This is a genomic window from Telluria sp. ZB4P34, from assembly GCF_059686055.1.
In genome coordinates this window covers 1-22,616 of record NZ_JCASIF010000010.1, presented here as the reverse complement: position 1 = coordinate 22,616, position 22,616 = coordinate 1, and the positions used below count along the sequence as shown (strand labels likewise).

General features: G+C 65.6%; 22 protein-coding genes and 1 tRNA gene. 12 read left to right on the top strand and 11 right to left on the bottom strand.

Translation table 11 applies throughout. From position 1 onward, the window contains the following. Positions 1 to 50: 50 nt before the first annotated feature. Together AC56KL_RS16295 and AC56KL_RS16290 are read right to left on the bottom strand one after the other, a co-directional pair. Complete coding sequence (locus AC56KL_RS16295; protein WP_497181212.1) at positions 51 to 386, bottom strand: zinc ribbon domain-containing protein YjdM; 336 nt, start codon at positions 384 to 386, stop codon at positions 51 to 53. 53 nt (positions 387 to 439) lie between these two features. Beyond that, a tRNA-Phe gene (locus AC56KL_RS16290) sits at positions 440 to 515 on the bottom strand. 91 nt (positions 516 to 606) lie between these two features. On the opposite strand from AC56KL_RS16290, the gene AC56KL_RS16285 reads away from it, so the two are divergent. The 8 genes from AC56KL_RS16285 (at position 607) to AC56KL_RS16250 (ending at position 9,942) form a co-directional block, all read left to right on the top strand. Further along, positions 607 to 1,842 (top strand): FAD-dependent monooxygenase, encoded by a 1,236-nt coding sequence (locus AC56KL_RS16285; protein WP_497181211.1) that lies wholly within the window; start codon positions 607 to 609, stop codon positions 1,840 to 1,842. Positions 1,843 to 1,859: 17 nt separating this feature from the next. Further along, positions 1,860 to 2,579 (top strand): DsbC family protein, encoded by a 720-nt coding sequence (locus AC56KL_RS16280; protein WP_497181210.1) that lies wholly within the window; start codon positions 1,860 to 1,862, stop codon positions 2,577 to 2,579. Positions 2,580 to 2,730: 151 nt separating this feature from the next. After that, a complete protein-coding gene (locus AC56KL_RS16275) occupies positions 2,731 to 3,189 on the top strand; it encodes a (2Fe-2S)-binding protein (protein ID WP_497181209.1) in 459 nt (152 codons plus the stop codon). Between the two features lie 10 nt (positions 3,190 to 3,199). Further along, on the top strand, positions 3,200 to 5,413 hold the full coding sequence (locus AC56KL_RS16270; protein ID WP_497181208.1) for a xanthine dehydrogenase family protein molybdopterin-binding subunit: 2,214 nt from the start codon (positions 3,200 to 3,202) through the stop codon (positions 5,411 to 5,413). Continuing rightward, entirely contained in the window at positions 5,413 to 5,991 is a 579-nt protein-coding gene (locus AC56KL_RS16265) for a nucleotidyltransferase family protein (RefSeq protein WP_497181207.1), read from the top strand. The genes AC56KL_RS16270 and AC56KL_RS16265 overlap by 1 nt, the downstream gene beginning before the upstream one ends. Positions 5,992 to 6,074: 83 nt before the next feature. Beyond that, positions 6,075 to 7,904: a M61 family metallopeptidase gene (locus AC56KL_RS16260; protein ID WP_497181206.1), complete on the top strand. Its 1,830-nt coding sequence runs from the start codon at positions 6,075 to 6,077 to the stop codon at positions 7,902 to 7,904. A 92-nt stretch (positions 7,905 to 7,996) separates the two neighbouring features. Beyond that, positions 7,997 to 9,304, top strand: a complete 1,308-nt coding sequence (locus AC56KL_RS16255) for an amidohydrolase (protein WP_497181205.1) — start codon at positions 7,997 to 7,999, stop codon at positions 9,302 to 9,304. 155 nt (positions 9,305 to 9,459) lie between these two features. Then, entirely contained in the window at positions 9,460 to 9,942 is a 483-nt protein-coding gene (locus tag AC56KL_RS16250) for a hypothetical protein (RefSeq protein ID WP_497181204.1), read from the top strand. A 174-nt stretch (positions 9,943 to 10,116) separates the two neighbouring features. Here the strand turns inward: AC56KL_RS16250 and trpC are convergent, their stop codons facing one another. The 7 genes from trpC to rpe form a co-directional block, all read right to left on the bottom strand. Continuing rightward, positions 10,117 to 10,917: an indole-3-glycerol phosphate synthase TrpC gene (gene trpC / locus AC56KL_RS16245; protein WP_497181203.1), complete on the bottom strand. Its 801-nt coding sequence runs from the start codon at positions 10,915 to 10,917 to the stop codon at positions 10,117 to 10,119. 8 nt (positions 10,918 to 10,925) lie between these two features. Further along, a complete protein-coding gene (locus tag AC56KL_RS16240) occupies positions 10,926 to 11,561 on the bottom strand; it encodes a LysE family translocator (protein WP_497181202.1) in 636 nt (211 codons plus the stop codon). Positions 11,562 to 11,571: 10 nt separating this feature from the next. Further along, positions 11,572 to 12,609 carry an anthranilate phosphoribosyltransferase gene (trpD, locus tag AC56KL_RS16235; RefSeq protein WP_497181201.1) on the bottom strand — a complete coding sequence of 346 codons (1,038 nt, stop codon included), beginning with the start codon at positions 12,607 to 12,609 and terminating at the stop codon, positions 11,572 to 11,574. A 79-nt stretch (positions 12,610 to 12,688) separates the two neighbouring features. Beyond that, positions 12,689 to 13,252, bottom strand: a complete 564-nt coding sequence (locus tag AC56KL_RS16230) for an anthranilate synthase component II (protein ID WP_497181200.1) — start codon at positions 13,250 to 13,252, stop codon at positions 12,689 to 12,691. A 1-nt stretch (position 13,253) separates the two neighbouring features. Next, on the bottom strand, positions 13,254 to 14,750 hold the full coding sequence (trpE, locus tag AC56KL_RS16225) for an anthranilate synthase component I (protein ID WP_497181199.1): 1,497 nt from the start codon (positions 14,748 to 14,750) through the stop codon (positions 13,254 to 13,256). A 202-nt stretch (positions 14,751 to 14,952) separates the two neighbouring features. Continuing rightward, entirely contained in the window at positions 14,953 to 15,651 is a 699-nt protein-coding gene (locus tag AC56KL_RS16220; RefSeq protein ID WP_497181198.1) for a phosphoglycolate phosphatase, read from the bottom strand. Then, complete coding sequence (gene rpe / locus AC56KL_RS16215) at positions 15,651 to 16,322, bottom strand: ribulose-phosphate 3-epimerase (RefSeq protein WP_497181197.1); 672 nt, start codon at positions 16,320 to 16,322, stop codon at positions 15,651 to 15,653. The genes AC56KL_RS16220 and rpe overlap by 1 nt, the downstream gene beginning before the upstream one ends. A 156-nt stretch (positions 16,323 to 16,478) precedes the next feature. On the opposite strand from rpe, the gene apaG reads away from it, so the two are divergent. Further along, complete coding sequence (gene apaG, locus AC56KL_RS16210) at positions 16,479 to 16,853, top strand: Co2+/Mg2+ efflux facilitator ApaG/CorD (RefSeq protein WP_497181196.1); 375 nt, start codon at positions 16,479 to 16,481, stop codon at positions 16,851 to 16,853. Here apaG and AC56KL_RS16205 read toward each other — a convergent pair whose 3' ends face one another. Next, positions 16,854 to 17,003, bottom strand: a complete 150-nt coding sequence (locus AC56KL_RS16205; RefSeq protein ID WP_497181195.1) for a hypothetical protein — start codon at positions 17,001 to 17,003, stop codon at positions 16,854 to 16,856. It lies immediately after the preceding gene. Between the two features lie 26 nt (positions 17,004 to 17,029). On the opposite strand from AC56KL_RS16205, the gene mltA reads away from it, so the two are divergent. Continuing rightward, on the top strand, positions 17,030 to 18,283 hold the full coding sequence (mltA, locus tag AC56KL_RS16200; RefSeq protein ID WP_497181194.1) for a murein transglycosylase A: 1,254 nt from the start codon (positions 17,030 to 17,032) through the stop codon (positions 18,281 to 18,283). A gap of 5 nt (positions 18,284 to 18,288) precedes the next feature. On the opposite strand, the gene AC56KL_RS16195 is transcribed toward mltA, so the two are convergent. Next, positions 18,289 to 19,614 (bottom strand): MFS transporter, encoded by a 1,326-nt coding sequence (locus tag AC56KL_RS16195; RefSeq protein WP_497181193.1) that lies wholly within the window; start codon positions 19,612 to 19,614, stop codon positions 18,289 to 18,291. A 74-nt stretch (positions 19,615 to 19,688) separates the two neighbouring features. Between AC56KL_RS16195 and AC56KL_RS16190 the strand changes: the two genes are divergently transcribed. Together AC56KL_RS16190 and AC56KL_RS16185 are read left to right on the top strand one after the other, a co-directional pair. After that, the gene (locus AC56KL_RS16190) at positions 19,689 to 20,468 is read left to right on the top strand and encodes an enoyl-CoA hydratase (protein WP_497181192.1); all 780 of its coding nucleotides are present in this window, start codon (positions 19,689 to 19,691) and stop codon (positions 20,466 to 20,468) included. 3 nt (positions 20,469 to 20,471) lie between these two features. Then, the gene (locus AC56KL_RS16185) at positions 20,472 to 22,037 is read left to right on the top strand and encodes a phospholipase D family protein (RefSeq protein ID WP_497181191.1); all 1,566 of its coding nucleotides are present in this window, start codon (positions 20,472 to 20,474) and stop codon (positions 22,035 to 22,037) included. Positions 22,038 to 22,616: the final 579 nt, after the last annotated feature.

Genomic DNA, 22,616 nt, shown 5'->3' with positions numbered 1-22,616 from the left:
AAGCAAAACGCCACCGCATGCGGTGGCGTTTTGATTGGGCACGCCCGGTTTTACGCCTTGCGCACGAATTCCGACTTCAGGCTCATGGCGCCGAAGCCGTCGATCTTGCAATCGATGTCGTGGTCGTCGTCCACCAGGCGGATGTTCTTGACCTTGGTACCTTGCTTGATCACGCCACCCGAGCCTTTCGGCTTCAGGTCCTTGATGACGGTGACCGTATCGCCGTCCTGCAGGATGTTGCCGGAGGCATCGCGCCAGATCCGTCCTGCTTCGGCCGCCGCCTGCACCGGCCACTCGTGGGCGCATTCCGGGCAGACGTACTGGCCGGTCCCGTCTTCGTAAGTCAGGATGGAGCGGCATTGCGGGCAGGGCGGCAGGCTGTGCATGGGAAACCTCTGGAAACAAAAACGCCACCCGGAGGTGGCGCTTTCCTGAATCTTGGTGGCCCGGGGCGGAATCGAACCACCGACACAAGGATTTTCAATCCTCTGCTCTACCAACTGAGCTACCAGGCCAAGAGAGGCATGATTATAGCCAGCGTTTTTCATCCGCGCAAGCCCCGAATGCGCCACGCAGGGCCGGGCGCGCTGTTGACATCTCGCTATAATGTATTTCATGAATACGACCACCGCCCAGTATCGCAGCGACGTCTGCATCGTCGGCAACGGCGCCATTGCCAAGACTGCCGCCCTCGGTTTTGCCCAGTCAGGCTACAGCGTCACCCTGCTGGTGCCGCCGGCCCGCCCGGCGCCGGAAGGGGAGCACGCCCCCATTTCGTCGGCGGCTGACCAACCCTGGGACGTGCGCGTCTACGCCCTGAACCACACGGCGCACGACCTGCTCGCCTCGCTCAAGGTCTGGGGCGCCCTCGACCTGGCGCGGGTGCAGGCGGTGGACGCCATGGACATCAAGGGAGATGGCCAGCAGGGCGGGCACCTCGGTTTCGACGCCTTCGGCGCGCATGTCGGCACGCTGGCCTGGATCGTCGAGGACAGCAACCTGAACGGCGCCCTGGACGCGGCGCTCAAGTTCGCCGCCAACGTCCAGATGGTATCCGGCGGCGCCTGCGAGCTCACTTGCAGCGAGCTCGGCGCAACAGTGCTGCTGGACGACGGCGCCAGGATCGCCTGCGAGCTGGTGGTCGGCGCGGACGGGCGCGAATCCTGGGTGCGCGGGCAGTGCGACATCGGCGTCGACTACCGCATGTACCACCAGCGCGCCATCGTCACCAATTTTGCCTGCGACAAGCCGCACCACGGCGTCGCCTATCAATGGTTTACCTGCGCAGACGGCATCATCGCGCTGCTGCCGCTGCCGGGCAAGCGCGTCTCGCTGGTCTGGTCGGCGCCGGAGACGCTGGCCGACACCCTGATGGACGAGTCGCTCGGCGAAATGGCGATCCGCCTCGCCGAATACGCCGAGGAGAAGCTCGGCGCCCTGCGTCCCCTGCAGCCGGAAGCCGTCAAGGCGGTGCCGCTGGCGCTGGTGCGTCCGCATTCCGTGGTGGCGCCGCGCGTGGCGCTGGTGGGCGATGCCGCCCACGCCGTGCACCCGCTGGCCGGCCACGGCATGAACCTGGGTTTCGGGGACATCGTCGACCTGCTCGAGGTGCTGCGCAAGCGCGAGGACCGGCGCGGCATCGCCGACGAGCGCGTGCTCGCCCGCTACGCCCGCAAGCGCAAGGAAGACGTCCTGCTCATGCAATGGGCAACCGACGGGCTCGAACGTTTGTTCGGCGCCAATCTCGAACCCCTGCGCGTGGTGCGTAATTTGGGATTAAACTTGCTCGATAAATTGCCTGCCGTTAAGCGCCGCCTGATGGCGCATGCAATGGGCAAGTAAACTTTGAAGGAATTGTCATGTTGAAAACCAAGGTCGCCGTTCTGCTGGCGACGGGCCTGCTCGCATCCTGCGTCGAGGCGCAGAACACCACCGAAGCAGGCATCCGCAAGGCGCTCGAACCGCGCCTGGGCGGCGCCAAGATCGAAGCAGTGCGCGAAACCCCATATTCCGGCCTGTACGAAGTGCGCGTCGCGGGCGACATCCTGTACACGGACAAGAAGGGCGAGTACCTGTTCATCGGCCACGTCTACGATACCAAGACCTCGACCAACCTGACCCGCGCCCGCGTCGACGAGATCAACAAGATCAAGTTCAGCGACCTGCCACTCGAGCTCGCGCTCAAGCAGGTGAAGGGCAACGGCAAGCGCGTCATCGCCGTGTTCGAGGACCCGAACTGCGGCTACTGCAAGCGCCTGCGCCAGACCACGCTCAAGGAAGTCGACAACATCACGATCTACACCTTCCTGTACAACATCCTGTCCGAGGATTCCTTCGTCAAGTCGAAGAACATCTGGTGCGCGCCTGACCGCGTCAAGGCCCTGGATGAGTGGATGATCAACAACAAGGTGCCCCCTAACACGCCGGCCGCCTGCGAGTCGCCGAACGACAAGGTGCTGGCGCTCGGCCAGAAACTGCGTATCCAGGGCACCCCGGCCGTTTTCTTCAGCGACGGTTCGCGTATTCCGGGCGCCATCGACCTGAAGGGCCTGGAAGCAAAACTGCAGTCGTTGAAGTAGCAGGGCAGGCGGGATAGTTTCGGGCAGCGCCTGGAATGACGCCCTCCCCCCCGCAGTGGTGGTAGCCGGTGATCGTATCGCGTGCGATGCTCGTCAACCGAGGCAAGATCGTTACAAACAAAAACAGGGTAGTTCAAACAGGGAGCAGTACATGGTCACATTGAATATCAATGGGCGCGACCTCCAGGTCGATGCCGACCCGAGCACGCCCATCCTCTGGGCGCTGCGCGACAACCTCAACATGACGGGCACCAAGTTCGGTTGCGGCGCAGCCTTGTGCGGCGCCTGCACCGTGCACCTGGACGGCAACCCGATCCGCTCCTGCGTCACGCCGATATCGAGCGCGCAGGGCTTGAAGATCACCACCATCGAGGCGATGGAAAACGACAAGGTCGGCAAGGCCGTGCAGGACGCCTGGGTCAAGCACGACGTGCCGCAGTGCGGCTACTGCCAGAGCGGCCAGGTGATGAGCGCCGCGGCGCTGCTGCGCACCAACAAGCGCCCGAGCGATGCCGACATCGACAATGCGATGAGCGGCAACATCTGCCGCTGCGGCACCTACCAACGGATCCGCGCGGCCATCAAGGATGCCGCCAAGACCCTCGCCTGAGGAGCGCGCCATGAAATTCGACTGGATCGACCGTGCCTCCCTCGCAGGCGCAGCCGGCGCCGGGCTGTCGCGCCGCGGCTTCCTGAAGACCGGCGCCGCCGCCACCGGCGGACTGGTGCTGGGATTTTTTCTGCCGGGTGGGGAGAGCTTCGCCCAGACCGGTGGCGCCAAGGTGTATGCGCCTGATGCTTTTCTTCGGATTGCGCCGGACAACACCGTTACCGTCATCGTCAACCGCCTCGAGTTCGGCCAGGGCGTGAACACCGCGCTGCCGATGCTGATCGCCGAGGAGCTCGATGCCGATTGGGCGCAGATGCGCGGGGAGCTGGCGCCGGCGGGCGAGCCCTACAAGGATCCGGCCATCGGCGTTCAGCTCACCGGCGGCTCGGCCAGCATCGCACGGGGCTTCAACCAGTACCGCGAGATCGGCGCGCGCGCCCGCGCCATGCTGATCGCCGCGGCGGCCGAACAGTGGAAGGTCGAACCGGGCCAGTGCAGCACCGCGAACGGGGTCGTGCTGGGGCCGAAGGGCGAGAAGGCCAGCTATGGTTCGCTGGCCGAGGCGGCGATGAAGCAGCCGGTGCCGGCCACCGTGACGCTGAAGGAGCCCAAGGCTTACCGCTATATCGGCAAGCCGATGCGCCGACTCGACGCGCGCGCCAAGTCGAATGGCCGCCAGCAGTTCGGCATCGACTTCGCGCCGGCGAACACGCTTACCGTGCTGGTGGCGCGCCCGCCGGTGTTCGGCGCAAAAGTGGCGAAGTTCGATGCGGCAGCCGCCCGCGCGGTCAAGGGCGTGGTCGCCGTGCTGGACGTGGACCTGGACCGTGGCGCCCGGGGCGTGGCCGTGTTCGCGAACGGCTACTGGCCGGCCAAGCAGGGCCGCGACGCATTGCAGGTCGAGTGGGATACGAGCGCGGTCGAGAAAGTCGGTAGTGCGCAGCAACTGGCGGAATACCGCAAACTGGCCAGCGCGCCGGGCGGCGCGGTTGCGCGCAAGGCCGACGTGTCGCAGCTGGCCGGCGCGGCCCACAAGATCTCCGCGGTCTACGAATTCCCCTACCTGGCGCACGCGCCGATGGAACCGCTCAATTGCGTTGTCGACCTGAAGACTGATTCCTGCGTCATCTGGGCCGGCACCCAGTTCCAGACCGTGGACCAGCAGGTCGCCGCAACGCTCCTCGGTTTCAAGCCGGAACAGGTGACGATCAACACGATGATGGCGGGCGGCGGCTTCGGCCGGCGCGCGGTGCCGACCTCGGACTGGATCGGCGACACGGTGCGCATCGCCAAGGCCTGGCGTACCGCCGGCAAGACCGGCCCGGTGAAGGTGGTGTGGAGCCGCGAGGACGACATCCGCGGCGGCTATTACCGCCCAGCCTATGTGCACCGCGCCGACATCGGCATCGATGCGAACGGCCAGATCGTCGCATGGGACCACAAGATCGTCGGCCAGTCGATCGCGGCCGGCACGCTGCTCGAGCCGATGATGGTCCGGAACGGCGTCGACGGCAGCACCATCGAAGGGATGGGCCGGCCGTATGCCGTGCCGCTGAACCTGGCGGTGGAGGGCGTCAAGCAGAACGTGCCTGTGTTGTGGTGGCGTTCGGTCGGCGCAACCCACACGGCGTATGTCATGGAAACGCTGATCGACGAAGCGGCGCATATCGCCAAGGTCGATCCCGTCGACTACCGCAAGAGGCTGATGGGAGAACAGCACGTGCGCCATCGCGCCGCGCTCGACCTGGCGGTGGCCAGGTCCGGCTACGGCACGAAGAAGCTGCCGAAGGGCCGCGCCTGGGGCGTGGCGATGCACGAATCCTTCGGCACGGTGGTTGCCTGGGTGGTCGAGGCCTCGGTGGTCGACGGCGTGCCCAAGCTGCACCGTGCGGTCGCCGGCGTCCACTGCAACCAGGCGGTCAACCCGCTGTCGATCGAGGCGCAGGTACAGGGCTGCGCACTGATGGGGCTGGGCATGACCCTGCCGGGCGCCGCCATCACGCTCAAGGACGGTGTGGTCGAGCAGCAGAACTTCGGCGACTACGTGGTGGCGCGCCATCACGAGATGCCGCAGGTCGAGGTGCACATCGTGCCGTCCAACGACAAACCCACCGGCGTCGGCGAGCCGGGCTTGCCGCCGCTGGCGCCGGCGTTTGCCAATGCCGTGTTCCAGCTGACCGGCAAGCGCCTGCGCAAGCTGCCGTTCGACCTGGCCTCGGCCTGATGACGAAGGCCCTGACCGGCATCCTGCTTGCCGCCGGCCGGGGCCGACGCTTCGATCCACTCGGCGCGCGCAACAAGCTGCTCCAGGCGCTGCCTGGCGGCGAGCCGGTGGTGGCCGCGAGTAGCCGCCTGCTCCTGTCCTGCTGTTCCCGCGTGATTGCGGTCGTGCCGCCCGATGACGGCGGCGTGGCTGGCATCCTGCGCGCGCTCGGCTGCGACGTGACCGTGTGTCTTGACGCCGACACCGGTATGGGCGCCTCGCTGACTCATGCCGTGCGCCACTCGCTGCCGGCCGACGGCTGGCTGGTAGGGCTGGGCGACATGCCTTGGGTCGACGCATCCACGCTGATGCTGCTGCGCGACGCGGTGTTGGCCGGTGCCGGCATTGCCGTACCCGTACACGCGGGAAGGCGCGGCAATCCGGTCGCCTTCAGCGCCCTTCATCGCGTCGCGCTGCTCGCCATGCACGGGGACCAGGGCGCGCGCCGGCTGCTGCTGGCGCATCCGGTACGGGAAGTCGCCGTGAACGATCCGGGCATCCTGCGCGACATCGACACGCCCGCGGACCTGCCGGCATGAGATAGGCATGTCATTCTTTCCAGACCTGATCGAATCCGATTACACTAGGGCGCATATTCCGGCCGCATGACCTTCATACCAACATGAAAAAATCTTCCCAAAAAAAGAAGCCCGAGCAGCCCGCCATCCTGTACACCATCGTTCCGAAAGACCTTGCCGGCCACCTGTTCAACGTCAGCGTGACGGTGGCCGCGCCCGATCCCGAAGGGCAGGTTTTCGCGCTGCCGGCCTGGATCCCGGGCAGCTACATGATCCGTGAATTCGCCCGCAACATCGTGCGCATCCGCGCCGAGAGCGGCGGGGCGGATGTCGGGCTCACGAAACTCGACAAGCATTCCTGGCGCGCCGCGCGGGCAAGCGGTCCGCTGACCCTGCACTACGAAGTGTACGCCTGGGACCTGTCGGTACGCGCCGCCCACCTCGACCAGACCCACGGCTTCTTCAACGGTACCAGCGTGTTCCTGCGCGTGGTGGGCCAGGAAGCCCTGGCCCACCAGGTCGACATCCAGCGCCCGGGCGACCCGGTCGCCAAAGGCTGGCGCGTCGCCACCGCGATGAAGGAGCTGGGCGCCAAGCGCTATGGCTTCGGCACCTACGTGGCGGGCGACTACGACGAACTGATCGACCACCCGGTGGAGATGGGCGACTTCGAGCTGGCCACGTTCAAGGCGCACGGCATCCCGCACGACATCGTCGTCACCGGCCGTGTACCGAACCTGGACCTGGCGCGCCTGCAGGCGGACCTGAAATCCATCTGCGAAACGCAGATCGCCTTCTTCGAGCCGCAAGCGAAGCGCGCGCCGATGGACCGCTACGTGTTCATGACGATGGCGGTCGGCGACGGCTACGGTGGCCTCGAGCACCGCGCCTCCACCGCCCTGATCTGCGCACGCGCCGACCTGCCGAGCCTGGCCACCCCGAAGAGCGCCGAACCGGGCGAAGGCTACCTGCGTTTCCTCGGCCTGTGCAGCCATGAGTACTTCCATACCTGGAACGTCAAGCGCATCAAGCCGGCCGCCTTCGCACCCTACGACCTGCAGGTGGAGAACTACACGCCGCTGCTGTGGCTGTTCGAGGGATTCACCAGCTATTACGACGACCTGATGCTGGTGCGCGCCGGGATCATCGGCGAAGCGACCTACTTCAAGCTGCTGTCCAAGACCGTCGGCGGCGTACTGCGCGGCAGCGGCCGCCTCAAGCAGAGCGTGGCCGATTCCAGCTTCGACGCCTGGAGCAAGTACTACCGCCAGGACGAGAACTCGCCGAACGCGATCATCAGCTACTACACCAAGGGCTCGCTGATCGGGCTGGCCTTCGACCTGACCATCCGCGCCAGGACGAACGGTGCGAAGTCGCTCGACGACGTGATGCGGGCGCTGTGGGAGCGCTTCGGACGCGACTTCTACCAGGGCGCCGGCCGCGGCGTGACGGAAGCGGAGGTCGAGGCGATCTTCGACGAAGTGGGCGGCGCGCGCCTGCGGTCCCTGTTCGAGCGCTGGGTGCGCGGCACCGAAGACCTGCCGCTGGCCAAGCTGTACGCCCCGTTCGGCGTCAAGCTGGTGGACGAGCGCAAGGGCGGCAAGCCGTCGCTGGACGCCGGCATCGGCCGCGACCCGCTGGGCGCCAAGCTGACCCAGGTGCACGAAGGCGGTGCCGCGCACCGCGCCGGCCTGTCGGCGCACGACGTCGTGATCGCCATCGACGGCCTGCGCGCTACCGGCAACCCGTCCAATGTGGACACGCTGCTGTGCCGCTACCGCGTCGGCGACAAAGTCACCGTGCACGCCTTCCGCCGCGACGAACTGATGGCCTTCGACCTCACCTTGCAAGGCGAGCGGGTGCCCTGCATCACGCTGTCGCAGGCCGTCGCCGGCAAGAAGTCGGCTGCCTTGACGCGACCGAGCAGCGTCTGACCAGATGCGGCGGTGTGGCTGCCGCTTCGCCTTCCGTAGGGTGGTCGGCTCCGCCGACCGCGCGTTCAACCAGAATCCGCCCTGAGGCTCATTTGAAAACCGCCCTGATCGCCGCTGTCCTTTCCCTGTGCACCGCACCCGCATCCGCCCAACTCCCCTCCGCACTGAAAACCGACATCAGCACCCGCGTCAACGCCATGTACCCCTGGCTCGACACGGTCTACAAGGACCTGCACGCCCATCCCGAGATCGCCTTCCAGGAAGTGCGCACGGCCGGCAAGCTGGCTGCTGAAATGCGCAAGCTCGGCTTCGAGGTGACGGAAAAGGTCGGCAAGACCGGCATCGTGGCGGTCTTGAAGAATGGCGCCGGCCCGACGGTGCTGGTGCGCACCGAGATGGACGGCCTGCCGATGGAAGAGAAGACCGGCCTGCCGTATGCGAGCCGCGCCAGGGCCGTGAGCGACGGGCGCGAAAGCTTCGTCACCCACAGCTGCGGCCACGACGTCCACATGGCGGGCTGGCTCGGTACGGCGCGCACGCTTGCCGAGATGAAGGCGAAGTGGAAGGGCACTCTGGTCTTCATCGCCCAGCCGGCCGAAGAGATCGTCTCCGGCGCCAAAGCCATGCTGGACGACGGCCTGTTCAAGCGCTTTCCCAAACCGGACTATGCGTTTGCCCTGCATTCCTGGCCGCTGGCACACGGCACCGTCGGCTTCAACGACGGCCCCGTCTCGTCCAACTCGGACGCGATCGAGATCGTGTTCAAGGGCCGCGGCGGCCACGGCTCGGCGCCGGACAAGTCGATCGACCCGATCACGATCGCCGCGCGCTTCGTCGTGGACGTGCAGACGGTAGTGAGCCGCGAGAAGGATCCCAAGGAGTTCGGCGTGGTGACCATCGGCGCGATCCAGGGCGGCACGGTCGGCAACATCATCCCCGACAGCGTGCAGGTGCGCGGCACCATCCGCTCGTACAGCCCGGCGGTGCGCGCCAAGCTGCTGGAGGGCGTGCGCCGCGTCGCCAACGCCTCCGCCGCCATGGCCGGGGCGCCGGCGCCCGACGTGCAGCTCATCAGCGGCGGCGCGGCCATCGTTAACAGCGCGGCGCTGGTGGCCAAGACCGAGGCCGTGTTCAAGGACGCCTTCGGCGCCGCCAATGCCCAACGCATGCCGGCCATGACTGCCAGCGAAGATTTCTCCTTGTTCGTCAACGAGGGCGTGCCCTCGATGTTCTTCTTTACCGGCGTTTACGACCCCAAGGCCGTGCTCGATGCCGAGCGTCCCGGGGGCAAGCCGATCGCATTCAACCATTCTCCCTTCTATGCACCGGTGCCGGAGCCGTCGATCAAGACGGCCGCGCAGGCGATGAGCCTGGCGGTGTTGAACGTTCTCGGCCGGTGAATCCCTTCTCGCGCCGGCACGCCCGGCGCCGGTAGGCTGAAGCAACAAGTATTTACCCGTGGTAAATATATATTGCTTCCGCAGTGCGCTTTCCTTATAAATGTCCTTCCTATAACAATCCGGCCGAGAGCCGGTATTCCTGACAGGGAAACGACATGTCCACCATTCTCCGCTCCATTTTTCCGCTTGCAATCGCCGGGGTCGCCGCCAGCCTGACCGGTTGTGCTTCCATCGTCAGCGGCACCAACCAGATCGTTTCGGTCGAAACCTTGCAAGCGACCGGCAAAGTGGATGGCGCCATGTGCAAGTTGGAGAACGACAAAGGGGTCTATTACGTGACGACGCCGGGTACGGTCACCGTGCGCCGCGCCTACGGCGACATGACGGTGCGCTGCGAGAAGCCGGGCATGGAAGCAGGCCTTGCTTCCGTCAAGTCGTCGACCAAGGGCATGGCCTTCGGCAACGTCCTCTTCGGTGGTGTCGTGGGCGCGGGCGTGGACATGGCCTCCGGCGCGGCCTATGACTATCCGAACGTGTTCCAGGTGATGATGGGCCAGACCACAACCATTGCAACGCCGGGTACGGGACAGGCAGGGGTGATTCCGCCGGCACCGTCTGCTGTCGGCGGATCGCACTAGACGCTTCGCGCGCTGGAACCGTTTCCGGCAGACCGGCAGGCATCGCGGGAAGAGACAGGCGCCGTTTACCTGCCTCTTCTTTTGCAGCTCTCCGACGCAAGCTTAGGCCGTCCGGAGTTCCGCTGAGTTGCAATGGCGATGGAATCAGCAGTGAAGACAGGTGCTGGCGTACAGTCAGCCGAACAGGCGCTGCAGTTCCACCCCGGGTTCCGGCGCGCGCATGAACGCTTCTCCCACCAGGAAGGCATGCACATCCGCCTCTCGCATGCGCTGCACATCCGCCGGGCCCATGATGCCCGACTCGGTCACCACCAGGCGCTCCGCCGGAATCCTGGGCAGCAGACCGAGCGTCGTCTCGAGCGACACTTCGAAGCTGCGCAGGTTGCGGTTGTTGATGCCTACCAGCGGCGTCTTCAGTTTCAGCGCCGCCGTCAGTTCTTCGCCGTCATGCACCTCGACCAGTACATCCATGCCCAGCTCGATCGCGCAGGCTTCCAGTTCCGCCATCAGACCGTGGTCGAGCGCCGATACGATCAGCAGGATCGCATCCGCGCCCATCGCGCGCGCCTCGTACACCTGGTAATGGTCGACGATGAAGTCCTTGCGGATGACGGGCAGGGTGCAGGCCGCGCGTGCCTGGCGCAGGTAGTCCACGGAGCCCTGGAAGAACTGCACGTCGGTCAGCACCGACAGGCAGGCGGCGCCGTGTTCGGCATAGCTTAGTGCGATGCTTGCTGGCTGGAAGTCCGGGCGCAGCACGCCCTTGGAAGGCGAGGCCTTCTTCACTTCCGCGATGATGCCGGCCCGGCCCGCAGCGATATGCTGGCGCAGGCTGTTCTCGAAGCCACGGATGGCGCGGCGTGCTTCCAGGTCGCTCTCCACCTCGCGGCGCAGGCTGGCCAGGTCGCGACGCTTCTTCGCTGCGGCAACTTCGTCGGCCTTGACGGCCAGGATCTTGTTCAGGATATCGGACATAAGAATTTTCAGTGTTGCCTGGACAGTGCGAGCTTCACGCCGAGCCAGACGAACAGGCCGCCGGTGACCCGGTTGAGCCACAGCGCGACAGTCGGGTTGAGCTTGAGGCGTTCGCTGGCCTTGGCCGTGCTCAAGGCCAGGAAGCAGCACCACAGCATGCCGTTGAAGTTAAAGATGGCGCCGAGGATGATGAAGGCGAGCGCCTTGTTCGGTGCGTCGAAACTGATGAACTGGGGGACGAAGGCCAGGAAGAACAGGGCGACCTTCGGGTTCAGCACATTCGTCAGGAAACCCTGCGCGAAGATCTTCCGGTAGGGAAGGGCAGCCAGCACCGGCGCCGCGACGGCCCCGTCGGACTTGCGGGCCCGCAGCAGGCCGACCGCCATGTAGAAGATATAGGCGGCGCCGGCCAGCTTCACCATCGTGAACGCGGTCGCCGATGTCGACAGCACCGCCGACAGGCCCAGCGCCGCGGCGAAGATGTGCACCAGCGTGCCGGCGCCGATGCCCAGCGAGGCCGCCACGCCGGCGCGCCAGCCCTGGGTGGCGCTGCGCGTCATGATCAGGAGCGAATCCGGCCCCGGCATGATGTTGAGCAGCAGTCCGGAGATCACGAAAAGGGGAAGGTCATGGATGCCGAACATGCTGCTCCCCTCAGGCCTGGCCGCCGAGCTGGCGCGTGACGCTGACGAATTGCTCGAGCTTGGCGACGGCCGCGCCGGACGCGATCGTCGCCCGCGCTTTCGCCAGGCCTTCCTCGATCGACCCGACGACACCGGCTGCATACAGCGCGGTGCCGGCGTTGAGCGCCACGATGTCGGTGGCCGGGCCAGGCTCGCCGCGCAGCGCTTCCATCACACGCTCCTTCGATTCGAGGGTATTCGCCACCTTGAGGTTGCGGCTCGAGATCATCGCCATGCCGAAGTCTTCCGGGTGGATCTCGTACTCGCGGATCTCGCCGCCCACCAGCTCACCTACCAGGGTGCCCGCGCCGAGCGAGACTTCGTCCATGTTGTCGCGGCCCCAGACCACCATCGCATGCTGGGCGCCGAGGCGCTGCAGCACGCGCACCTGGATGCCGACCAGGTCGGGGTGGAACACACCCATCAGGATGTTGGGTGCGCCGGCAGGATTGGTGAGCGGGCCCAGGATGTTGAAGATGCTGCGCACGCCCAGCTCGCGGCGCACCGGCGCCACGTGCTTCATGGCGGCATGGTGGTTCGGCGCGAACATGAAGCCGATGCCGGTCTGCGCGATCGACTGGGCGATCTGCTCCGGCTTCAGGTCGATCTGGGCGCCCAGCGACTCGATCAGGTCGGCGCTGCCCGAGGACGAAGACACGCTGCGTCCGCCGTGCTTGGCCACGCGCGCGCCGGCGGCTGCCGCCACGAACATCGCGGCGCTCGAGATGTTGAAGGTGTGGGCGCCGTCGCCGCCGGTGCCGACGATGTCGAGCAGGTTGGTGGTATCGGCCATCGGCACCTTGGTCGAGAACTCGCGCATCACCTGGGCGGCGGCGGTGATCTCGCCGATGGTTTCCTTCTTCACGCGCAGGCCCATGGTCAGGGCCGCGACCATGGTTGGCGACATCTCGCCCGACATGATCTGGCGGAACAGATGCAGCATCTCGTCGTGGAAGATCTCGCGGTGTTCGATACAGCGCAGCAGGGCTTCTTGTGGGGTAATCGGCATGGCAGTTCCAGTCAACTAGACGTAATGTGGCCGTAATGCATGGGCGCAGCGCCGCCTTGCGGCGGATGCGCCGGGCGCATCAGCGCGCGAGGAAATTCTTGAACAGGGCGTGGCCGTGCTCCGACAGGATCGACTCGGGATGGAACTGCACTCCCTCGATGTCGTATTCCTTATGGCGCACGCCCATGATCTCGCCGTCGTCGGTCCATGCAGTCACTTCCAGGCAGTCCGGCAGCGAAGCGCGCTCGATTGCCAGCGAGTGGTAGCGGATCACGGTGAATGGGCTGGGCAAATCCTTGAACACGCCTTCGCCGGTGTGGGCGATGAGCGAGGTCTTGCCATGCATGACCTGCCTGGCGCGGATGACCTTGCCGCCAAAGGCTTCGCCGATCGCCTGGTGGCCGAGGCACACGCCCAGGACCGGCAGCTTGCCCTTGAATTCGCGCAAGATGTCGAGCGAGATGCCGGCATCCTGCGGCGCCTTTGGGCCCGGCGAGATGCAGATGCGCTCGGGCGCCATCTTCTCGATCTCGGCCAGCGTGATTTCGTCATTGCGCACGGTGCGCACGTCCTCGCCCAGTTCGCCCAGGTACTGGACGATGTTGTAGGTGAACGAGTCGTAGTTGTCGATCATGAGCAGCATGTCAGAACTCCCCATCCAGGCCGTCTTGCACCTGTTCGGCCGCGCGCAGCACGGCGCGCGCCTTGTTTTCCGTTTCCTGCCATTCCATCTCGGGGATGGAATCGGCCACGATGCCGGCCGCCGCCTGCACGTACAGGTTGCCGTCCTTGATCACACCGGTGCGGATCGCGATCGCCACGTCCATCTCGCCGCCGAAACTCAGGTAGCCGCACGCGCCGCCGTAAATCCCGCGCTTCACTGGCTCCAGCTCATCAATGACTTCCATCGCGCGCACCTTCGGTGCACCAGTCAGGGTGCCGGCCGGGAAGGTGGCGCGCAGCACGTCGAGGTTCGACATGCCGTCCTTCAGCTTGCCTTCCACGTTGGAGACGATGTGCTGCACGTGCGAGTATTTTTCGATGACCATGCGGTCGGTCACCTTGACGCTGCCGGTTTCCGCGATGCGGCCGATGTCGTTGCGCGCCAGGTCGATCAGCATCACGTGCTCGGCGATCTCCTTCGGGTCCGACAGCAGTTCGGCCGCCAGTTCGGTGTCGCGTTCCGGCGTGGCGCCGCGCGGACGGGTGCCGGCGATCGGCCGCAAGGTCACCTTTTTGCCGCCGTCGGGAAGGGCTTCGTTACGCACCAAAATCTCCGGCGAGGCGCCGACGATCTGCATGTCGCCGAAGTTGTAGTAGTACATGTAGGGCGACGGGTTCAGCGAACGCAGCGAGCGGTACAGCGACAGCGGCGAATCGACATAGGGCTTGCGGATGCGCTGGCCGATCTGCACCTGCATCAGGTCGCCCGCCATCACGTATTCGTGGGCCCTGGCCACCGCTTTCAAATAATCTTCCTTGCTGAAGTCGCGCACCGCCTCGGTACGCACCGAGCTGGAAGTGACCGGCGCATCGACGCTCCGGCGCAGCATCACGCGCAGGTCTTTCAGGCGCTGGCGCGCACGGCCAAAGGCTTCCGGATGGGACGGGTCAGCGTAGACGATCAGGTAGAGCTTGCCCGACAGGTTGTCGATCACCGCCAGTTCTTCGGTCAGCATCAGCTGGATGTCCGGCAGTCCCAGTTCGTCCGGCGGGCAGCTGTGTTCCAGCTTGCGTTCGATGTGGCGCACCGTGTCGTAGCCGAAGTAGCCGGCCAGGCCGCCGCAGAAGCGCGGCATGCCAGGGCGCAGCGCCACCTTGAAGCGCGCTTGGTAGGCCTCGATGAATTCGAGCGGATTGCCCTCGTAGGTCTCGATCACTTCGCCATTCCTGACGACGTCCAGATGCTTGCCGGTGCTGCGGATCAGGGTCGAGGCGGGCAGGCCGATGAAGGAATAGCGGCCGAAGCGTTCGCCGCCGACCACCGACTCGAGCAGGAAGGTGTTCTTGCCGGTCTGCTGGGACTGGGCCAGCTTGAGGTAGAGCGTGAGCGGGGTTTCGAGGTCGGCAAAAGCTTCCGCGATGAGGGGGATGCGGTTGTAGCCCTGGTTGGCCAGCGATTTGAATTCGAGTTCGGTCATGCTTTTCTCCAGACCGCCCAGGGGAAGGGAGGGGCGGCGGTTCACTTCAAAAAACCTGCAGGTCGACGCACATCGCGAGCACGACCGGCAGCAATCGGGACGGGTCAGTTAGCCCAGGATTGCCAGCGTCGCCACAGCCAGGCCTCAAGGGCGCCGGTCTGGTTGACAGTGTGTTTTTTGGTGAAAAACATGTATAGATGACTTAAGTTGAGGTCTGGTTATGCGCAGATACGAGCGCGGCTGCTTCGAACAGCGAACCCACTATACCATCAGAATTAATTTCTTGTACAGGCCGTCCGTGGTTATAACCATATGGCACCGCGAGCACAAAACAACCGGCGGCGCGCGCGCTTTCCGCGTCGTTAACTGAATCGCCGATGGCCACGACCGTCGAGGGCGGCAGGTCGAGTGCGGCGCAGGCGCCCAGCATCGGCATCGGGTCCGGTTTCTTTTTCGCGAAGGAATCGCCGCCGAACACGCGCTCGAAATACGGCGCCAGGCCTTTCTGGTCCAGCAGGGGAAGCGTGAACGCGATCGGCTTGTTGGTCACGCAGACCAGGCGCAGGCCCATGTCGCGCATGGCCTGCAGGCCTTCGATCACGCCCTCGTACAGCGTGCTGCGCTGACCGTTGATGGCGAGGTAGTGGCGCTGGTAGCCCGCCAATGCCTCGTCGAAAACTTCATCCACGCGCGCCGCGTCCCAGTCGAGCAGCAGCGCGTCGCGCACCAGTTTTTCGGAACCCTTGCCGACCAGCGGCTTGATGGTGTCCTGCGTGATGGGCGCAAGGCCAAGGTCGGCGCGCATGCCGTTCAGGGCCGCCTCGAAGTCGGGCACCGTGTCGAGCATGGTGCCGTCCAGGTCGATGATGGCGGCCTTGATTGCCGCGGCGCCGTTCCGCATTATTTTCCGACCTTGGCCAGTTCGCCGCGCATGGCGTCGATCACGGCCTTGTAGTCCGGCTTGCCGAAGATCGCCGAGCCGGCCACGAAGGTGTCGGCGCCGGCGGCGGCCGCCGCCGCGATGTTGTCGGCCTTGATGCCGCCATCGACTTCCAGCATGATGTCGCGGCCCGATTCGTCGATCATGCGCCGCGCGATCGCGATCTTCTTCAACGCTTCCGGAATGAAGGACTGGCCGCCGAAGCCGGGGTTGACCGACATGATCAGGATCATGTCGATCTTGTCCATCACATGCTCGAGGTAGTGCATTGGCGTGCCCGGATTGAACACCAGGCCGGCCTTGCAGCCGTTGTCGCGGATCAGCTGCAGGGTACGGTCGATGTGTTCCGAGGCTTCCGGGTGGAAGGTGATGATGTCGGCGCCGGCCTTGGCGAAGTCCGGGATGATACGGTCGACCGGCTTGACCATCAGGTGCACGTCGATCGGCACCTGCACGTGCGGGCGGATCGCCTGGCATACCAGCGGGCCGATGGTCAGGTTCGGGACGTAGTGGTTGTCCATCACGTCGAAGTGGATGATGTCGGCGCCGGCGGCGACGACGTTGCGCACTTCCTCGCCCAGGCGGGCGAAATCGGCGGACAGGATGCTGGGAGCGATGCGGTAGGTGGTCATGGCGTCGTGCTGGTAAGAAGAATCCGCTATTTTACGCTGAGGAAGCGCATGCCCGCTGCGCCCCGGGGCGACCGGGAATAGCGCCGCGCGGTATGATTGTCGTTTGCGCCACACGTGGCGCTTTCACCAATGTTGACGATCACGCAAGGAATCACCATGCCCGCCTATGAATTCGCTGTCAAGGTCAGGACCCAGTACCTGGCCGAGCAGTCCAGCCCGGAACGGGACCAGTACGCGTTCAGCTACACCATCACGATCACGAACACCGGCAGCGTCGCCGCCCAGCTGATCTCGCGTCACTGGGTGATCACGGACGCCAACAACGCGGTACAGGAAGTCAACGGCCTGGGCGTTGTCGGCCACCAGCCGCTGCTGCAGCCTGGCCAGCAGTTCGAGTACACCAGCGGCACCCAGGCGGCAACGCCACAAGGCTCGATGAAGGGCGAATACTTTTGCGTGGCCGAGGACGGACACCGCTTCGAGGTGCCGATTCCCGAGTTCGTGCTGGCCCAGCCGGGCGCGCTGCACTGATTACTGTTCGCCGGCGTCGCCATCCTTTTGCGCCGGCTGCTGCGCCGGCTCATCGTGCGGCACGTCCTTGCGGCCCGCGAACATCGTCCACCAGACGATAAAGACAAGCAGGAACAGCGCCACCCCGGCTTCCACCATCAAGATCCACATATCGGTCCTTCAGTCCTCAGGTTCTTATGCCATCAACACGCCGCAGTGTAACCGCTTCGCTTGCCCTCGTCGCCTTTTTGGCGGCCTGCTCGACCACGCCGCAGCCACAGCAGCCGGCCAGGCCCGCCGAACCGGTGCGGATGCCGCCGCCGGTCGGCCCGGTCTATGTTCCGGAGCAGCCGGCGCCGCCCGTCCAGCCAATCCCGCCGACGCCGCCTGCCCAGCCTCCGGCGCCTCCCGCTCCCCTGATGACGCCGGCGAGCTTCAGCGCCTTGCCGGGCTGGGAGCAGGACGACCTGCGCCAGGCGTGGCCGGCCCTGTTGCAGTCCTGCCGCGGCCTCGCCGCCAAGCCCGAGTGGAAAGCGGTCTGCGCGGCGGCCCGCGCTACCGATGCCCGCGATGGCGCCGTCGTGCGCCGCTTCTTCGAGAGCTGGTTCGTACCGAACCTGGTGCGCGCCGCCGACGGCGCCGACACCGGCCTGATCACCGGTTACTACGAGGCGATGCTGTACGGCTCGCGCAAGCGCGGCGGCGCCTACCAGACCCCGCTCTATCGCGTGCCCGACGACCTGCTCACGGTCGACCTGGGCGGCTTGTATCCGCAACTGAAGGGCATGCGCCTGCGCGGCCGCCTGTCCGGCAAAACCGTGGTGCCCTACAGCAGCCGCGCCGAGATCGCGCGCGCAGCGTTCGCCGGCAAGGAACTGCTGTGGGTGAACGATCCGGTCGAGGCCTTCTTCCTCGAGGTGCAGGGTTCGGGCCGGGTGCAGCTCGACAGCGGGGAAACCGTGCGCGTGTCCTATGCCGACCAGAACGGCCATCCGTACAAGGCGATCGGACGCTGGCTGGTGGAGCAGGGCGAACTCACCGCCGAGCAGGCCACGGCCCAGGGCATCCGGGCCTGGATCGCGGCCAATCCGGGGCGCCGCCAGGAGCTGTTCAACGTGAACCCCAGCACGATCTTCTTCCGTGAAGAGAAGCTGCCCGACCCTTCGCTCGGCCCGAAGGGCGCGTTGGGCGTGCCCCTTACGCCGGGCCGGTCGGTGGCGATCGATCCGTCCTTCGTGCCGCTCGGCGCCCCCTTGTTCCTGGCGACCACGGAAGCTGGCAGCGAGGTGCCGATGCAGCGCTTGATGATGGCGCAGGACACCGGCGGCGCCATCCGCGGCGCGGTGCGGGCCGACTTCTTCTACGGTTTCGGGCCGGAGGCCATGGACCGGGCAGGCAAGATGAAGCAGCGCGGCACGATCTGGGTGCTGTTGCCGCGCCCGCCGCAGTAGGCCGTTTACGCTTTCGCCTCCTTCAGGCGTGTGCCGAACACGCCGCCGGCCGCCAGCAGCACGGCGCCGGCGGCAATACAGCCCATGCCTTCGCGTACGCCGAAGCCTTCGCCCAGGGCGCCCGCCAGCAGGGCGCCAAGCGGCGCGGCGGCCACCGTGAGGGCGCGCATCGTCGCCACCATCCGGCCCAGTACGGCGTCCGGCGTCACGCGCTGGCGCAGCGCAATGTAGGGAACGAAGAACAGCGTCGCCCCGCAATCGATCCAGAACACCACGATGGCGTAGGCCGCCACGGTCCATCCCGCGCTGCCGAACAGCGCCGGCGGGATGGCCGGCACCAGCGCGAAGCCGAACGCCGACACGCACAGGCCGACCAGGATGCCGCCCCCGGTTCCGAAACGCTGCGACAGCGGCTTGACCAGCAGCGAGGCGGCCAGCACGCCCAGGCCGCCGAGCATGTTCGCCATTCCCATGGTTCCCGGCGTCATGCCGAGCACGCGGGTGGCGAAAAGTACGTGCAAGGCCGTGTAGCCATAGAAGAGCAGGTGCCAGCAGGCCGACACCCAGGCGAGGGTGCGCAGCAGGGGCTGGTTCCACACGAAAGCCAGGCCTTCCTGGATGTCGCGCAGCGGATGGGAGGTCGAAGGCGGCGGTTGCGGTTCGCGCGCGCGGATGCGGCGCAGGTTGAGCAGCGAGACGATGAAACCGGCCACATTGCACAGGATGGCGATCGGCGCGCCGAGCAGCTGCACCAGTCCGCCGGCCATGCCCGGGCCGACGACGCGGGCAGCCGATTCGGTGGTCGCGAACTTCGATTGGGCGTCGACCAGGCCGTTGCGTCCGACCAGGAAGGTGAGGAACACCTGTTCCGCGCTGCCGCCCACCACGTGGCCGGCGCCGATCACGAAGCCGACCGCGTACAGCCAGGGGATCGTCAGCATGTCGAGCCACCAGGCCAGCGGCACGCTGGCCAGTGCGATCGCCACTACCGCATCGCTGGCCATCATCACCGGCAGGCGCCGGCTGCGGTCGAGCAGCACGCCGGAGGGCAGGCCGAACAAGAGAAAAGGCAGGGATTCGAAGGCGGCCAGGGTCCCCATCTGCGCCGGCGTCGCATGCAGCATCAGGACCGCGCAGATCGGCAGGGCCAGCAGCGTGATCTGGGCGCCGAAGTGGGCCAGGATGCTGCTGAACCAGAAGCGGCGGAAGTCGGGGTTGCGCATCACCGAGTCGGCGCGTATGCGCGTTTGCAGCCAGTGGTTGAGGCGATGCGTGAACCAATGCGTGAGGGATGACAGGATGGTGATCTCGCACAGGATATTGCTGAACAAATAATCATACCGTGTTCCGCGCCGCGCGAGACGTTACAATCCCGGCAATCCGTCCAACCTCAAAAGGGATTCACATGGAATATGCAGATCTGCTGATCGAAAACCACGGCAAGGTCGTCGTGATCCGACTGAACCGTCCTAAGGCGATGAACGCGCTGAACGACAACATGATGAACGAGCTGGGCGAGGCCCTGCACAAGTTCGATGCCGATCCGGCCGTGAACGTCATCGTCCTGACGGGCAGCGAAAAGGTCTTCGCCGCGGGCGCCGATATCGCGGCCATGGCGAACTACACCTACGCGGCGGATACCTATCCGGGCAACTATATCGGCCGCAACTGGGAACACATCCTGAACATCCGCAAGCCCGTGGTCGGCGTGGTGTCGGGTTACTGCCTGGGCGGCGGCTGCGAGCTGGCCATGATGTGCGACTTCCTCATCGCAGCGGACACTGCCAAGTTTGGCCAGCCGGAAATCAAGGTTGGCGTGACCCCAGGCGCCGGCGGTACCCAGCGCCTGCCGCGCGCGATCTCGAAGTCGAAGGCGATGGACATGCTCCTGACCACCCGCATGATCGACGCGGCCGAAGCGGAACGCACCGGGCTGGTGTCGCGCGTGTACCCCGTGGATACCGTGATGGAAGAAGCGATCAAGATCGCCCAGGGCATCGCCGAGATGCCGGTATCGGTCGCCATGCAGATCAAGGATTGCGTCAACCAGGCCTACCAGATGCCGCTGACCGAAGGCGTGCGCTACGAGCGCCGTTACTTCCATGCCGGCTTCGGCACGCCGGCACAGAAAGAAGGCATGTCGGCCTTCCTCGAAAAACGCAAGCCGAACTTCGAAGGGATGTAAGCGATGTCGGCGGCCGGCGCTCACGCAGCGGCCTGGCGGTGGGGAGCGGCGGCGCTCGTCATTCTTGCTGTCGCTGTTCCCGGCTGCACTTCGCTGCCGCCCCTTGGCGTGCGTACCGCCACCGTGGCGCTGGAAAACACCGGCGCCACGCGCCTGGGCCTCGCCATCGCACCGCTGGCGGCGGCCCACCCCGGCCGCTCCGGCATCCATTCCCTCATCGATGGGCGCGACGCATTTGCTGCCCGCATCCTGCTCGCCCGCAGCGCGGAGCGCAGCCTCGACGTCCAGTACTACATATGGCGCAAGGACCTGACCGGCACCCTGTTGGCGGACGCGCTGCGCAGTGCCGCGGCGCGCGGCGTGCGCGTGCGCCTGCTCCTGGACGATAACAATACGGCCGGACTCGACCCAGTACTCGCCGGCCTCGACCGCGAGCCGAACGTCGAGGTGCGTCTGTTCAATCCGTTCGCGTTACGCCGCTGGCGCATGCTGGGCTACCTTACCGATTTCAGCCGGCTCAACCGGCGCATGCATAACAAGTCCTTCACCGCCGATAACCAGGCCAGCATCGTCGGCGGTCGCAATGTCGGCGACGAATACTTCGGGGCGGCAGGCGAGATGCTGTTCGTCGACCTCGACGTGCTCGCAGTCGGCCCGGTGGTGCGCGACGTGTCCCGCGACTTCGACCGCTACTGGAATAGCGCATCGGCCTACCCCGTCGCGGCGCTGGTCGATCCGGCCAAGGCGGAGGACTCCGCCGCACTGGCCGCAGGCGCCGCCCGGTTGGGCGCGCAGCCCGAGGCGCAGCGCTACATGGAGGCGATCAGGACCTCGCCTTTTCTCGAACAACTGGTGCAGGGCCGGCTGCCCCTGGAGTGGAGCACTGCCCGCCTCGTCAGCGATTCTCCCGGCAAAGTGCTTGGTAAGGCGGCGCCGGAGGAGCGGATGGCCGTCGGCATGCGCAAGCTGCTCGGTGAGCCGACGCGGCAGCTCGACATCGTGTCGCCATATTTCGTGCCAGGGAAGGAGGGGGCACAGGCGCTCTGCGACATCGCCCGCGGCGGCGTGCGGGTGCGTATCCTGACCAATTCGCTCGAGGCGACCGACGTGGCGGCAGTGCACGCAGGCTATGCGAAGTGGCGGCGCGACCTGCTCGCGGCCGGGGTGTCGCTGTTCGAGCTGCGCCGCCGATGGGGACCGGAACTTCCAGCCGCAGGGAGGCGGCGTTTCGGCAGCTCCGCGTCGAGCCTGCATGCCAAGACCAGCGGCGTGGACGGTCGCAGTGTGTATGTCGGCTCGTTCAATATGGACAGGCGGTCGATCGACCTGAATACCGAGATGGGGCTCGTCATCGACAGTCCTGCCCTGGCGGGGCAACTGGCCCGGACGCTGGACGACAGCATGCCCGGCACCGCTTACGAGGTGCGACTCGATGAACAGGGCAAGCTGTACTGGCTGGAGCGTTCCGAGGGCAAGCTTGTGCGCCACGACCAGGAGCCGGGCGCCACGATCTGGCTGCGGACCGGCGTCCGGGTCCTGTCATGGCTGCCGATCGACTGGCTGCTGTGACCGCGTTCCCCTCATGGTGCCTCGTGGCATGGCGCCGCGTCCTACCCCATGTGTAGGGCTGTCGAGCGCGAGGTCGGCTATCCAGGGCCCCTGATGCGTTCACGCATCAGGGGCTTGCGGACGCCCTTTCGGTTTGCTATAGTTCGCCTCCGCTTCGGGAGTTGCCGAAAAAGATCAACGAAATCAGATGGTTAAGTTGATAAGCCCAGCAAGATGTTTTTGCGACGAAGTGGAAGAGGGGGTTGACGAGAAGCGCGAAACACTGCATAATCTCGTTCCTCTGCTGCTGACGAACACAACGCTTCGTCGAACACGGCAAGGTAGTACAGAATACAGTTCTTTAACAATCAACAGTCGATAAGTGTGGGCGTTTGATGAAGGTGCCAACTGACTCCGGTCAGTTGAATACTTAAATTATCAAATGTTCACAAAAGTATTAAGCGTTGTCTCAGCAATGGGATAACGGTCAGTATCTTGAGTGAGCGACCCCTTAGAAATAAGGGTGACACGAAAGTGTCAACAAACAGAGATTGAACTGAAGAGTTTGATCCTGGCTCAGATTGAACGCTGGCGGCATGC

Bases quoted from the DNA above. Each gene is read 5' to 3' on its own strand.
- AC56KL_RS16270 (WP_497181208.1), top strand. From the start codon at position 3,200: ATGAAATTCGACTGGATCGACCGTGCCTCCCTCGCAGGCGCAGCCGGC.
- apaG (WP_497181196.1), top strand. From the start codon at position 16,479: ATGCCCGCCTATGAATTCGCTGTCAAGGTCAGGACCCAGTACCTGGCC.
- rpe (WP_497181197.1), bottom strand. From the start codon at position 16,322: ATGACCACCTACCGCATCGCTCCCAGCATCCTGTCCGCCGATTTCGCC.
- AC56KL_RS16285 (WP_497181211.1), top strand. From the start codon at position 607: ATGTATTTCATGAATACGACCACCGCCCAGTATCGCAGCGACGTCTGC.
- AC56KL_RS16275 (WP_497181209.1), top strand. From the start codon at position 2,731: ATGGTCACATTGAATATCAATGGGCGCGACCTCCAGGTCGATGCCGAC.
- trpC (WP_497181203.1), bottom strand. From the start codon at position 10,917: ATGTCCGATATCCTGAACAAGATCCTGGCCGTCAAGGCCGACGAAGTT.
- trpD (WP_497181201.1), bottom strand. From the start codon at position 12,609: ATGCCGATTACCCCACAAGAAGCCCTGCTGCGCTGTATCGAACACCGC.
- AC56KL_RS16260 (WP_497181206.1), top strand. From the start codon at position 6,075: ATGAAAAAATCTTCCCAAAAAAAGAAGCCCGAGCAGCCCGCCATCCTG.
- AC56KL_RS16295 (WP_497181212.1), bottom strand. From the start codon at position 386: ATGCACAGCCTGCCGCCCTGCCCGCAATGCCGCTCCATCCTGACTTAC.
- AC56KL_RS16265 (WP_497181207.1), top strand. From the start codon at position 5,413: ATGACGAAGGCCCTGACCGGCATCCTGCTTGCCGCCGGCCGGGGCCGA.
- AC56KL_RS16250 (WP_497181204.1), top strand. From the start codon at position 9,460: ATGTCCACCATTCTCCGCTCCATTTTTCCGCTTGCAATCGCCGGGGTC.
- trpE (WP_497181199.1), bottom strand. From the start codon at position 14,750: ATGACCGAACTCGAATTCAAATCGCTGGCCAACCAGGGCTACAACCGC.
- AC56KL_RS16240 (WP_497181202.1), bottom strand. From the start codon at position 11,561: ATGTTCGGCATCCATGACCTTCCCCTTTTCGTGATCTCCGGACTGCTG.
- AC56KL_RS16280 (WP_497181210.1), top strand. From the start codon at position 1,860: ATGTTGAAAACCAAGGTCGCCGTTCTGCTGGCGACGGGCCTGCTCGCA.
- AC56KL_RS16230 (WP_497181200.1), bottom strand. From the start codon at position 13,252: ATGCTGCTCATGATCGACAACTACGACTCGTTCACCTACAACATCGTC.
- AC56KL_RS16185 (WP_497181191.1), top strand. From the start codon at position 20,472: ATGTCGGCGGCCGGCGCTCACGCAGCGGCCTGGCGGTGGGGAGCGGCG.
- mltA (WP_497181194.1), top strand. From the start codon at position 17,030: ATGCCATCAACACGCCGCAGTGTAACCGCTTCGCTTGCCCTCGTCGCC.
- AC56KL_RS16220 (WP_497181198.1), bottom strand. From the start codon at position 15,651: ATGCGGAACGGCGCCGCGGCAATCAAGGCCGCCATCATCGACCTGGAC.
- AC56KL_RS16205 (WP_497181195.1), bottom strand. From the start codon at position 17,003: ATGTGGATCTTGATGGTGGAAGCCGGGGTGGCGCTGTTCCTGCTTGTC.
- AC56KL_RS16190 (WP_497181192.1), top strand. From the start codon at position 19,689: ATGGAATATGCAGATCTGCTGATCGAAAACCACGGCAAGGTCGTCGTG.